Origin of the sequence: Acinetobacter sp. 1294596, assembly GCF_000582925.1 — a bacterium.
GTDB lineage: Bacteria > Pseudomonadota > Gammaproteobacteria > Pseudomonadales > Moraxellaceae > Acinetobacter > Acinetobacter radioresistens.
Genome location: NZ_JFCC01000008.1, coordinates 87,389 through 98,971 on the forward strand (window position 1 = coordinate 87,389; position 11,583 = coordinate 98,971).

An 11,583-nucleotide genomic window follows, 5' to 3' on the forward strand; every position below is an offset into this window, starting at 1 on the left:
GTTAAGTACTCCGTTTGAAATAGGACTGGGCAACTTTTAAATAAATATTGGTAGCGCCACTAAGTTTTTCTTTTAAGCCAAGTTTGGCCGGATATTGTTTTACTGCAAACTCTGCAACCAGTTTTGGCAAGATCAGAGATTCCATTTTGTTGAGGCAACGTACCAGACGAATTGCATAACTTACATCGCCATCGGCAACCATACGGTCATTTGCAAACGATTGTGCAGTACTTTCCTGAAAGGAAAAAACTAAGAATGCATGACTCAGGTGTTTAAACATGATGGTCAGGTCGGGTTTGCCATTAAAATCATTTAACAGTTTAAGTTGCCGTTCTGCTGTCACTTGTGCCACAAAGGCCGGACCATTTGGATATACGGTCATCGACAACACAAATCCTTCTGGAAATTTTGCAACTTCCTGCTGAATTTCATGGTCAACCTGACTGGCCATGACCAGTCCGCGTCCAATGATATCCATCATCAGCCTGACATAAGCCTGCTGCAAAGCGGGTTTTACAGAGTTTATAGAAATCACTCGCTTATCCCTTTATTGAAAAATATTATTATTTAGAGTAAATACTCTAATGTATTTTATAACATTCGCAAAGTCATTTATTCATTATTGACTTGCAGTTCACTAAAGTAATGGGTGTTGTCTAGATATTCAATGAAGTCCTGGCACAGTTTTTCAAAGGTAGGGTAGTCATCCAGCAGATCATTTAACCGTACCATTTTCAGACCGGCATAACCACAAGGGTTAATACAATGAAAGCCGTCCAGTTGACAGTCAATATTTAATGCCAGTCCATGATAGCTACGGCCACGACGAATCTTGAATCCCAAAGAACCGATTTTACGGTCAGCAACATAGACACCCGGCGCATCTGGCTTGGCATATGCTTCAATTCCATACTTTTTAAGCAGATCGACCATGAACTGTTCGGCAAAACTGACCAGCGTACGCACGTTCCATTTCAATCGATTCAAATCAAACATGAAATAAGCTACTAGCTGACCTGGGCCATGCCAGGTTACCTGACCGCCACGATCACTCTGCACTACTGGCATATCTGGACGCTGGAGGATATGTTCAGGTTTCCCAGCCTGTCCCTGAGTAAGAACATTATTATGCTGCAATAACCATAATTCATCGGGCGTATCTTTATCCCGCTGCTCGGTGAAGCGCTTCATGGCTTCAAAAGTTGGGGTATAGTCCTGTAATCCTTTAAAACAGCGTACAGTTAATGCGGGCTTAGATTCAGTTACTTGTTCCGCCATAGTAAAATGACCCTATCAGAAAGTAAAAAACCAGATATTGTTCATATCTGGTTTTGAATTAAAGCGCGGTTTTAATATAAGGGCAAGCGGCCAGGTCTGCATAAAGTGCATGAACCTGCTCCAGTTCATCAAAACGTAACTGGGCAGTAAGAGAGTGGTATTTTCCTGTACGTGATGGTTGTATCTTTAAGGTTGCTTCATCAAAATCAGGGAAATGTTTAAGCAGAATTTCAATTACTGCTATGCGCAGTTCATCGCCAGCATTGCCGATGAGCTTGATAGGATAATCCATCGGGAAAACCCAAAGTTCTTCACGCAGCTCACGCGATGGGGTACGGTCAAGCATAAGACACCTCAAAATGATAGAAAACGCCTGCTGAAGCAGGCGTCTTGAACAGTTAGTTAAAATATGAGGGCAGCGGGTTATATTTCAAACCGGTCCCAGCCCGGTTAGTCATTTTCCAGGAATGAACGTAAGTGCTCAGAGCGGGATGGATGACGCAATTTACGTAAAGCTTTGGCTTCAATCTGACGGATACGTTCACGGGTAACGTCGAACTGTTTACCCACTTCTTCTAATGTATGGTCAGTTGGCATGTCGATACCAAAGCGCATTTTCAGAACTTTAGCTTCACGTTCAGTTAAGTTTTCTAAAACTTCACGTGTTGCTTCTTTTAACCCTTCTGAAGTTGCAGCATCTACCGGAGAGGTAATGTTCTGGTCTTCAATGAAATCTCCCAGATGCGAGTCTTCATCATCACCAATTGGTGTTTCCATTGAAATAGGTTCTTTGGCAATTTTAAGTACCTTACGTACCTTCACCTCATCCATTTCCAGACGTTCACCCAGCTCTTCCGGTGTTGGCTCGCGGCCCATTTCCTGAAGTAACTGACGTGATACACGGTTGATCTTGTTAATTGTTTCAATCATGTGCACCGGAATACGGATGGTACGTGCCTGATCGGCAATTGAGCGGGTGATTGCCTGACGAATCCACCAGGTAGCATAAGTTGAGAACTTATAGCCACGACGGTATTCAAACTTGTCTACGGCTTTCATCAGGCCAATATTACCTTCCTGAATCAAATCCAGGAATTGCAGTCCACGGTTGGTATATTTTTTGGCAATCGAGATTACCAGACGCAAGTTGGCTTCAACCATCTCTTTCTTGGCACGACGAGCTTTAGCTTCACCAATTGCCATACGTTTAGAGATATCTTTAATATCAATAACGTTCAGACCAAGTTCTTTCTCAATATCAGCAATCTTCTGCTGGAATGCCAAAACATCAGGACGAACTTTTTCTAGATGACCTTTAATATCTGGAGATGCTTTTGCCATTTGTTCATCAAGCCAGCCCGGGTTTGACTCCTGTCCTGGAAAGGAGGTGCGGAACTGGGTACGGTCCATACGGCCACGACGAACTGCGTAGCGCATAATTTCACGTTCGGAAGTACGGATTTGCTCATGCGTACCACGAATCATTTCAGAAATAATATCAAAGAGGCGCGGAGTAAACTTAAACATCATAAATACAGATGCCAGAGCCTCAAGTGCAGCCTTTGCTTCTGCACTATCACGACCATGCTTTTCAATTACTGACTTAGTTTCTTGCCAGACTGTCTCAAGCTCGGTGAAACGAACTTTGGCAATTTCAGGATCCGGGCCCGAATCTGCTTCTGAATCATCATCTGATTCAGATTCTTCCTCTTCTTCTTCATCGTCATCAAGTTTAACTTCCTTGGTCGATTTCGAAGCAGTTTCATCTTCATCTTCTTCCAGTACAGCATCTTCTATCACTTCAGGAATTTCTTCATCAGATTCCGGATCAAGATAGCCTGAAAGAATATCGGCCAGACGACGTTCGCCTTCTTGATAATCTTTATATTCTTTTAATACAACTTCAACTGCATTTGGCCAGTAAGCAATAGAGTGAAGAACGTCGCGAATACCTTCTTCAATACGTTTAGCAATGCTAATCTCGCCTTCACGGGTTAAAAGCTCGACAGTACCCATTTCGCGCATATACATACGTACAGGGTCTGTAGTACGGCCTGGCTCATTTTCAACTGAAGCAAGAACAGCTGCAGCTTCTTCTTCGGCTACCTCATCGGCAGCTTCGGCGTTATCCTCAAACATCGCATCATCAGATTCAGGAGCACGTTCGTGTACAGGAATACCCACATCCTGAAGCATCTGGATAATGTCTTCAATCTGTTCACTTTCAGTGATTGAGTCTGGGAGATGATCGTTAACCTCAGCGTAAGTTAGGTAACCTTGTTCTTTGCCTCGGCTAATCAGAGCCGCTACTTGAGAAGTAGGGGAATGCATATCGCTCATCTTTGCTTACTCTTCGTTGAATCTGTGGCAGTGAAAAACCGTGCATGATAGCACAAATCGCATCAAAATTTTCTGATTTGATCAGTCAAGCATGATTTTATAAATAGATTTCATTTCACAATTATTGTTGAATGTTGGGCTAAAATTATTTTTTTCAAGTGAATGGCCTAAATTTTGTCAGGTTAAACCCATCACTCAGTTAGTCCTCCATAAATACACAATTTTGCCGTTAAAAAAAAGAGTTATTTAACTGGAATTCTCAAAAAAAACAAATAAATCTTGACAATTAAAATGAAGAAAGATAAATAGCGCCTAGGCCCATTCACATTTTTCTACTACGAGGTAGTTTTAGTGTCTTCTACAGATTTTGAATTAGATGATAACTACGGTGATGATGATGTCAGCTTTGATGAGGCGTCGAGTAAAATCAGCGCAAAAGAATCATTGGAAAAACGTCGTCTGATCGATGACCTGCTAGCTCAACGTCGCCTGGAACGAGAACTGAAAGATTTTGATTACGATTTTGATGACGATGATCTCGACGATGACGAATAAACCCGATTGGGCATCCCGTCGAGAAATGCTATTCTAGGCTTAATTTATTAATTTGGATTCAAGATGAGTGCTTTAGATTTAGACCTGTTGAGCGAGTATCTAGATGGTGACCAAAATGAGTATGGTCTAGATTTTGCAGCAACTCACGGTTTTTTATGTGCTATTGCGGTTGGCCCGAAGTTTGATCGCTGGCTTGAAGAGCTGTTTGATAATAATCACAAGAAAGTGCCAGCAGAAATTATTACCCAAATCAAGCTCTGGTTGACTTCACTTCAGCAAAATCTTGCCAATGAAGAGGGTATCGAGTTTCCCTTTGAAATTGAGGAAGCTGATGTAGAATCCAGCTTGGGCGACTGGTCAGTTGGTTTTGTCGATGCCATGTTCTTAAATGAGGAAGCCTGGTTTACGCCAGAGTTTGAAGATCAGTTGGTGGACTTAACCTTGCCGATTATGGTGTTCAGTGGCGTTGATGAAGAAGATCCGCAGATGGAATCTTTCCGTCGTAATGGCCAGTTGATGGATGAATTGGCAGAGGAAATTCCAGAGAATCTCAATGAACTCTATCTGATGTACCATACGCCAGAATAGTTTCTCTTAAAGAAAAACACCCTCATGCAGGGTGTTTTTTTATAGTTTTTTACCAGAATCAGATAATTATCATGAGTATAATTATAATTCACAGGGAATTTCGTCAAAATTTAGCAGACTAAAATTATAGCTGTGAAGTTCGACTATGATAAGAAATGCTGCTAAGAGAAATGTTTTTTCTTCCAGTAGCGCTTAAATACAAAACAGAGTGCAATAATTACAACAATAGCCAAGACCATATTGCCGACATTACTCATCAGCGCATGCATCTTGTCCTGATTTTCACCCAGATAGAAACCCACACATGCAAGAAATGTCGTCCAGATCACTGTGCCCAGCCCACTATAAAGCATGAACTTCCAGAATGGCATTCGGCTCATGCCTGCGGGAATGCTGATCAGTGAGCGTACAGCAGGCACCATGCGACCCAAGAATACAATCCGATGCCCATAATGTTCAAACCATTTCAAGGCTTTAATAACATCAGCTCTCTTGATGAAAAGATATTTACCGTACCGGTCTACCAGATTAAGCAGTCTGTCCTGAGGAATTTTTCTGCCAATCCAGTAGAGTAGGGCCGCTGCCAGTAATGAACCACAGCTACCAGCAATAATGATACCCACTAGAAGCAATTCACCTTTTGACGCCACATAACCGGCAGACGGCATAATAACTTCAGAAGGGATAGGAGGAAAAATGTTGTCCAGAAACATCAGTAAGGCTATTCCCAGATAGCCTAACTGTTCCATGATTGAAATAACCCACTCATCAAGATTCATAGATCAGCTCACGCCATTCAGTTTAGGTATTTATACTTTGCAGTGAAAACCAATCTTTTATTTTATTCTGTCTAAATCATGTAAGTAGATGAGTTTATTCCTGATAATTGACTAAAGTATGAATATAGACTTTTCGCAAGAAGTAGGCAAAACACAAAGGCAGCGTACCAATACAGAGTAAGGAAAGAAACATTCCTTCCAAATGATAGGCAATAAACAGCGCAAAGATGATACCGATCATTGCACCTAATAAGACTATAAAAATATGGGGTTGTTTTTCTAGCTCAGCCTGAATCTGATTAGACTGTAAAGAATGGATGCTTGAAGAAGCTGGATATTCAGTATGCTCACTAATTTCCATAAATCTGGCCTTCCTGCAAATGAATCTAAATGGTTTTATTCACATATTTGCCTATAAGAGTAATATCTATAGACTTATAAATTTTTTATGGTGAATAGAAGGTAACAAAACCTAACAGTGTGTAGATTAGCAAGATCAATGAGCAATACAATAAGCTTCAGATAGTGAAAATGTAGAAAACTATAGCGGGTTTGCGAGTGAATGTGATAAAACGTAAAAACCGCATCAAAACTAATGCGGTTTTTAACATATAGATTACATTAAAGAATTATAGACGTTTACGTTTTGCTGCAGCAATTTGAGACTGTCGCATACGGAAACCTGCCTTCTGTTTTTCTGTCGTTTTATCTATACAGTACTTGCAAGATACGCCATGTTCATAGCTGTGCAGTTCAATTTCCTCAGGCGTTAATGGCCATCCACATGCATGGCATTTACTGTGCTGTCCTTCTTCTATGCCATGAGTAACTGCAGTACGCCCATCAAAGACAAAACATTCACCTTCCCAGAGGCTTTCTTCCGGTGGTGTTTCTTCTAGATATTTTAAAATACCGCCTTTGAGATGGTAAACCTCATTGAAACCTTCTTGTAAAAGTAATGAAGTTGATTTTTCACATCGAATGCCCCCGGTACAGAACATCGCAATTTTTTTGTCTTTATGCTGTTCAAGGTTCTTTTTTACGTACTCGGGAAATTCACGGAAAGTTTCAGTTTTAGGGTCAATTGCGCCCTTAAATGTACCCGCCTTATACTCATAGTCGTTTCGTGTATCAATCAGAATTACATCATCGCGTGCAATGAGCTCATTCCATTCCTTCGGGTCAAGATAATGGCCGACCAGGTCACGTGGTTTTACCGGTACACCGAGCGTTACGATTTCTTTTTTTAGCTTGATTTTCATTTTACGAAATGGTTTGTCCGTACTATGGGACTCTTTATATTCCATTTCGTTAAACCCTTCGCCTAGCAAAAACTGATGAAGAGTATCAATAGCATTGCGGTCGCCTGCTACAGTCCCGTTAATACCTTCTCCTGCTACAATAAGAGTCCCACATAAGTTCATAGCTTGCACCAGATCAAGAAGACGCTGCTGAAGATCGGCTGGATCTTGAACTTCTTTAAATTGATATAGTGCGGCAACAACCCAGTCAGTGGTCGCTTGCTGTTCTACAGGTGCAAGCTGTTCTACAGTAGCGTTCATGGAAGACTCCAAATGTATTAAGATAGGAAATTAAGGCGCGTATTTTAGCGCGAATTTTATGAAGAAGCGAGAAAACCATATGGCTGTTATGGTTTTTATTGAAAGGAGCATGTCTTGAATACTGAACGCCGTATCCCATCCCTGACACCATGTGCTGGACGTTGTTCAACTGTATTTGGTGATCAGGTCTGTCGGGGATGCCGGCGTTTTAATCATGAAGTGATCCAGTGGAATACGTATACAGTTGAAGAGCGTATGGCAGTGTGGCAACGACTTGATGCCCAGCTGGACCAGATTTTAGTACCTATGCTCCCGATGGCCCAGCTGGCACAAGTCGAGGAGTTTGTTTTATCAAAACGGGTACGTCTGCTGGAAAATGCAAGTCAGGGACGCAAGTTATACCATGCACTTAAAATCTGTGAAAAAAATAAGAATCTGGCTGAAGAGAGTGGTTTGGGTATCAGTGCTGAGCAGATCAAACCATTATGGCAACTATTTGAGCAAAAAGTATTGGCTTTGGCTAAAGCCAGTTATGAACTGGCTTGGTTACGGGCAGGGGATATACGACAAAATCTGCTGTATATGGAAGATGATGAGTAAGCCTCCTGAGAGGCTATTCTAAAAGTCTGTTAAGTTTTAGATTTGATGTTGCATGCGGTATTGAACCAGCTCTTCTATGGTAATTACGGTAAGGTGATGAGTCTGGGCATATGCCAGTACCTGAATACCTGTAGCCATAGTTCCGTCAGGATTGGTCAGCTCACATAACACCCCTGCCGGTTTAAGGCCAGCCATACATGCCAGATCTATACTACCTTCGGTATGTCCGCGACGAACCAGCACACCGCCGTCTCGTGCGCGCAAGGGAAAAACATGGCAGGACGATTTAAATCACTTGCCACAGCGCCGTCTTTAATTGCAGCATGAATAGTAGTTACCCGGTCTTTTGCTGAAACGCCAGTCGTCACCCCCTGAGCTGCTTCAATAGTTACTGTAAAAGCAGTATGAAAATGGCTGGAATTGTGCTTCACCATTGGCGAAAGTTCTAAGTGATCTGCAGCTTGTTCGGTAAGACATAAACAGACGATGCCAGAACCATCGCGAATCATGCGAGCCATGGTTTCAACATTGAGGGTTTCAGCAGCTACAATCAGATCAGCTTCATTTTCCCGGTCAAAATCATCCATGACCAGTACAGGCTTACCCTGGCGAATATCTTCTAGAGCTTGCTGAATACGTTGCTCAGCAGGAGATAAAGCGGAAAAAAACAGTTCGGGTTGAATTAAACTAGACATATGAAACGCTCACGTAAATGAAAATACAGTGGAACATTTCAGGACAGATATGAAATATATAACGACCCCTATATAAATATACATAAGGGTAATCTCGTCTTCTTTCATCCGGACTATACCGTCGGCTTTGGAATTGCACCAAATCTGCGTAGTACTTTAAATAGGTAATACGCTCGTGGGCTTGCTGATTTTATATTGAAACAACTTTACCACCGGTGGGGAATTTCACCCCGCCCTGAAGCGATGTAGCTCAATTATAATGCAATTTTAAGTGAATAATCATGTTTTTCTATAGAACGATCGGTTCTATATTTAGAATAAATTAGTCTAAATGCCTTTTGGGTATGTTATTACTGTATGAAATTTAAGATACTTTTTCTGTAAAGTGCAGCTATAAATATAAAAAAGCCCATACATGGGCTTTTTAAGATTATCTTTTTTACTTTAAGCGACCTGAACCGGTATACAGTTAGCAGTGTGATTTACCGTATTGTCAGGATTGGCATAGACGAGACGCGGTTTATGCGCATTGGCTTCAACTTCGGTAAAATCACCAAAGGTGGCAATGATAACTAAATCTCCAACATCTGCCTGATGGGCTGCACCGCCATTTACAGAGATAATCCCTGAGTTTTCTTCACCACGAATTGCATAAGTGGCAAAGCGTTTGCCATTAGTTACGTTCCATACATGGATTTCTTCATATTCGCGGATGCCAGCTAGATCCATCAGAACGCCATCAATTGCACAAGAACCTTCATAATGAAGTTCAGCATGAGTTACTACCGCACGATGAATTTTGCATTTTAATAAACGAGATAGCATGGCTAGCGTCTCCTTGGTCGACCAGGATAGGTCTTAGGGTTAAATCAATCACTTGATACAGAGTGCAATAAAGCAACTGCTGCGCATTTTGCTCTTAAATGAGCGTCAAGGCAAGATGGATTATTCAGTAATGCAGGTTTTTATCAGCCCGGTTTGTAAGCATTAATCTGGTTCATGGCCTGCTGTATTTCACCATTAACCAGTAACTTGATTTTACTTAATGTATGGCTAATCGCATCATCCATAAGCTCTTGCTCACTGCGCGGGGCTTTGCTGAGGACATGTCCTGAAACACGCTCTTTAGAACCTGGATGTCCAATACCAATACGCAAACGATGGAAGTCAGGACCGGTATGCGGAGTAATGTCCCGAAGCCCGTTATGTCCGCCGTGGCCACCACCTGTTTTCAGCCGGATAATACCAGGATTCATATCGAGTTCGTCATGCGCTACTAGCATTGACTGGGGAGTAATTTGATAGAATTTTGCGAAGGGTACCACACTCTGCCCCGAACGGTTCATAAATGTAGTGGGTAACAAGAGTCGGATATCTTGTCCTTCGATTTGACCACGACCGCTAATTCCATGGAATTTAGGATCATTTTTAAGAGTAATACCATATTGTTCTGCCAGACGTTCGACAAACCAGAATCCGGCATTATGGCGGGTTTGGGCATACTCAGTACCTGGGTTGCCCAAACCAATAATCAGTGAAATGTTAGACACTAATTTTGCCTTTTAGCACTTATGCGCGTTTAAAATCAGCGTGCATAGGTGTATTTTTAGCTGGGTGACGCTGAAGCGCTTGAATTTTTACGCTTTCAGTTTTGTCGCCTACAACAATTTCAATAACTTCTTCAAAAAAAGCATTGTTTTCTAAAGCTTTTACAAGCTGACGAAGTTCTAGGGTAATTGCTACAGGTTCAGCATCACCACCATAGATAATTGCTGGAAGTTGAGCAGCATGACGAAGGCGGCGGCTCGCACCTTTCCCTTGTACGTCTGCAGCACGCGCTTGAGCGTTTAATGTAAAATTAGCCATGAGATATTCCTCATTGAGTTTAAGTTAAACCAGACTTGCGACCAGTCTGGTGAATAGAAAACCCCAGCTTATGCCAGGGTTTATAAAAAATCTGCGCTATTATAAGTAACTATCGAACATTGCGCTAATAGATTCTTCGTTATTGATACGACGAATTGTTTCAGCAACCATGCTAGCTACCGATACCTGACGAATTTTGCCAAGCTCAAGTGCTTCTTGTGAAAGAGGAATTGTGTCACATACGACCAGCTCATCAATCACAGAGTTCTTCAGGTTTTCAAGTGCCTTACCAGATAATACCGGGTGAGTTGCATAAGCAACCACTTTACGGGCACCGAAAGTTTTCAATGCATCAGCTGCTTTACAAAGCGTACCGGCAGTATCAACCATGTCATCAACAATGACACAATCACGGTCTTTTACATCACCAATCAGATGCATTACCTGTGATTCATTGGCTTTTTGACGACGCTTGTCAATAATGGCCAGATCGATATCACCCATCTGTTTTGCAACTGCGCGTGCACGTACAACACCACCTACGTCAGGTGAAACCACCATCAGGTTATGATGTGACTGTTGACGAAGATCAGCAAGCAGTGCAGGGGTACCATAGATATTATCTACAGGAATATCGAAGAAACCCTGGATCTGGTCGGCATGCAGGTCAATCATCACTACACGGTCTATACCGACAGTGGTGAGCATGTCAGCAACAACTTTAGCAGTAATAGGCACACGAGCAGAACGTGGACGACGGTCTTGACGAGCATAACCGAAGTAAGGAATGACAGCAGTAATACGACCAGCGCTTGCACGGCGCAATGAATCAGCCATAACCAGAATTTCCATCAGGTTATCGTTGGTCGGTGCACAGGTAGGCTGAACAATAAAGACGTCTTTACCACGTACATTTTCAGTAATTTCTACTGCAATTTCACCATCAGAGAAACGGCCTACAGAAGCAGCTCCCAACGGAATGTGTAAATGGCTTACGACTTTTTGAGCGAATTGTGGATGAGCGTTTCCACTAAAAACGACAAGATTGGGCATGAAGCACCCTTGGCGGTTGGCATGTATGGAATGAGATGGCAGGGGTAGCTGGATTCGAACCAACGAATGGCGGGATCAAAACCCGCTGCCTTACCACTTGGCGATACCCCTAATGCGGCAGAACTTTAATATTTTTGCATGGTTATGTCAAGGTAAATTAACACGAACTTGCAAATGAACGTTCTATCTTTTTACAGGAAAATGGCAGGGGCGGCTGGATTCGAACCAACGGATGGCGAGATCAAAACCCGCTGCCTTACCACTTGG

At 42.2% G+C, this 11,583-nt stretch carries 14 protein-coding genes, 1 tRNA gene, 1 pseudogene and 1 riboswitch; of the genes and pseudogenes, 3 read left to right on the top strand and 13 right to left on the bottom strand.

From position 1 onward, the window contains the following. Position 1: 1 nt before the first annotated feature. The 4 genes from J502_RS05365 to rpoD form a co-directional block, all read right to left on the bottom strand. On the bottom strand, positions 2–535 hold the full coding sequence (locus J502_RS05365; protein WP_005024971.1) for a hypothetical protein: 534 nt from the start codon (positions 533–535) through the stop codon (positions 2–4). A gap of 77 nt (positions 536–612) precedes the next feature. Further along, positions 613–1,278, bottom strand: coding sequence for a lipoyl(octanoyl) transferase LipB (gene lipB / locus J502_RS05370; protein WP_005024972.1), 666 nt, complete (start codon positions 1,276–1,278; stop codon positions 613–615). Between the two features lie 58 nt (positions 1,279–1,336). Further along, on the bottom strand, positions 1,337–1,624 hold the full coding sequence (locus J502_RS05375; RefSeq protein WP_005015824.1) for a YbeD family protein: 288 nt from the start codon (positions 1,622–1,624) through the stop codon (positions 1,337–1,339). Positions 1,625–1,728: 104 nt separating this feature from the next. Then, positions 1,729–3,618, bottom strand: coding sequence for an RNA polymerase sigma factor RpoD (gene rpoD / locus J502_RS05380; RefSeq protein WP_005015823.1), 1,890 nt, complete (start codon positions 3,616–3,618; stop codon positions 1,729–1,731). A 351-nt stretch (positions 3,619–3,969) separates the two neighbouring features. Here rpoD and J502_RS05385 point away from each other — a divergent pair, with 351 nt between their 5' ends. Together J502_RS05385 and J502_RS05390 are read left to right on the top strand one after the other, a co-directional pair. Further along, positions 3,970–4,173 (top strand): PA3496 family putative envelope integrity protein, encoded by a 204-nt coding sequence (locus J502_RS05385; RefSeq protein WP_005015822.1) that lies wholly within the window; start codon positions 3,970–3,972, stop codon positions 4,171–4,173. A 63-nt stretch (positions 4,174–4,236) separates the two neighbouring features. Continuing rightward, complete coding sequence (locus J502_RS05390) at positions 4,237–4,761, top strand: YecA/YgfB family protein (RefSeq protein ID WP_005015821.1); 525 nt, start codon at positions 4,237–4,239, stop codon at positions 4,759–4,761. Positions 4,762–4,922: 161 nt separating this feature from the next. Here J502_RS05390 and J502_RS05395 read toward each other — a convergent pair whose 3' ends face one another. From J502_RS05395 to trhO, 3 genes are all read right to left on the bottom strand, one after another. Next, on the bottom strand, positions 4,923–5,540 hold the full coding sequence (locus J502_RS05395; protein WP_005015819.1) for a DedA family protein: 618 nt from the start codon (positions 5,538–5,540) through the stop codon (positions 4,923–4,925). A gap of 94 nt (positions 5,541–5,634) precedes the next feature. Continuing rightward, positions 5,635–5,901, bottom strand: a complete 267-nt coding sequence (locus J502_RS05400) for a hypothetical protein (RefSeq protein ID WP_005015809.1) — start codon at positions 5,899–5,901, stop codon at positions 5,635–5,637. A gap of 268 nt (positions 5,902–6,169) precedes the next feature. Continuing rightward, positions 6,170–7,102 carry an oxygen-dependent tRNA uridine(34) hydroxylase TrhO gene (gene trhO, locus J502_RS05405; RefSeq protein WP_005015807.1) on the bottom strand — a complete coding sequence of 311 codons (933 nt, stop codon included), beginning with the start codon at positions 7,100–7,102 and terminating at the stop codon, positions 6,170–6,172. Between the two features lie 114 nt (positions 7,103–7,216). Here trhO and J502_RS05410 point away from each other — a divergent pair, with 114 nt between their 5' ends. After that, the gene (locus J502_RS05410; RefSeq protein ID WP_005015805.1) at positions 7,217–7,702 is read left to right on the top strand and encodes a DUF1289 domain-containing protein; all 486 of its coding nucleotides are present in this window, start codon (positions 7,217–7,219) and stop codon (positions 7,700–7,702) included. A gap of 36 nt (positions 7,703–7,738) precedes the next feature. Here J502_RS05410 and ribB read toward each other — a convergent pair. From ribB to J502_RS05440, 6 genes and pseudogenes are all read right to left on the bottom strand, one after another. Next, a pseudogene (gene ribB, locus J502_RS05415) lies at positions 7,739–8,397 on the bottom strand (3,4-dihydroxy-2-butanone-4-phosphate synthase). A 92-nt stretch (positions 8,398–8,489) separates the two neighbouring features. Continuing rightward, positions 8,490–8,643: riboswitch (FMN riboswitch) on the bottom strand. A 198-nt stretch (positions 8,644–8,841) separates the two neighbouring features. Continuing rightward, complete coding sequence (gene panD, locus J502_RS05420; RefSeq protein WP_005015800.1) at positions 8,842–9,222, bottom strand: aspartate 1-decarboxylase; 381 nt, start codon at positions 9,220–9,222, stop codon at positions 8,842–8,844. A 143-nt stretch (positions 9,223–9,365) separates the two neighbouring features. Then, a complete protein-coding gene (gene pth / locus J502_RS05425; RefSeq protein ID WP_005015797.1) occupies positions 9,366–9,947 on the bottom strand; it encodes an aminoacyl-tRNA hydrolase in 582 nt (193 codons plus the stop codon). Between the two features lie 19 nt (positions 9,948–9,966). Next, complete coding sequence (rplY, locus tag J502_RS05430; RefSeq protein WP_005015793.1) at positions 9,967–10,263, bottom strand: 50S ribosomal protein L25; 297 nt, start codon at positions 10,261–10,263, stop codon at positions 9,967–9,969. A 99-nt stretch (positions 10,264–10,362) separates the two neighbouring features. Then, entirely contained in the window at positions 10,363–11,316 is a 954-nt protein-coding gene (locus tag J502_RS05435; protein WP_005015785.1) for a ribose-phosphate pyrophosphokinase, read from the bottom strand. 36 nt (positions 11,317–11,352) lie between these two features. After that, positions 11,353–11,427, bottom strand: a tRNA-Gln gene (locus J502_RS05440). Between the last annotated feature and the right edge of the window lie 156 nt (positions 11,428–11,583).

Bases quoted from the DNA above. Each gene is read 5' to 3' on its own strand.
- lipB (WP_005024972.1), bottom strand. From the start codon at position 1,278: ATGGCGGAACAAGTAACTGAATCTAAGCCCGCATTAACTGTACGCTGT.
- J502_RS05375 (WP_005015824.1), bottom strand. From the start codon at position 1,624: ATGCTTGACCGTACCCCATCGCGTGAGCTGCGTGAAGAACTTTGGGTT.
- rpoD (WP_005015823.1), bottom strand. From the start codon at position 3,618: ATGAGCGATATGCATTCCCCTACTTCTCAAGTAGCGGCTCTGATTAGC.
- J502_RS05390 (WP_005015821.1), top strand. From the start codon at position 4,237: ATGAGTGCTTTAGATTTAGACCTGTTGAGCGAGTATCTAGATGGTGAC.
- J502_RS05395 (WP_005015819.1), bottom strand. From the start codon at position 5,540: ATGAATCTTGATGAGTGGGTTATTTCAATCATGGAACAGTTAGGCTAT.
- J502_RS05400 (WP_005015809.1), bottom strand. From the start codon at position 5,901: ATGGAAATTAGTGAGCATACTGAATATCCAGCTTCTTCAAGCATCCAT.
- trhO (WP_005015807.1), bottom strand. From the start codon at position 7,102: ATGAACGCTACTGTAGAACAGCTTGCACCTGTAGAACAGCAAGCGACC.
- panD (WP_005015800.1), bottom strand. From the start codon at position 9,222: ATGCTATCTCGTTTATTAAAATGCAAAATTCATCGTGCGGTAGTAACT.
- rplY (WP_005015793.1), bottom strand. From the start codon at position 10,263: ATGGCTAATTTTACATTAAACGCTCAAGCGCGTGCTGCAGACGTACAA.
- J502_RS05435 (WP_005015785.1), bottom strand. From the start codon at position 11,316: ATGCCCAATCTTGTCGTTTTTAGTGGAAACGCTCATCCACAATTCGCT.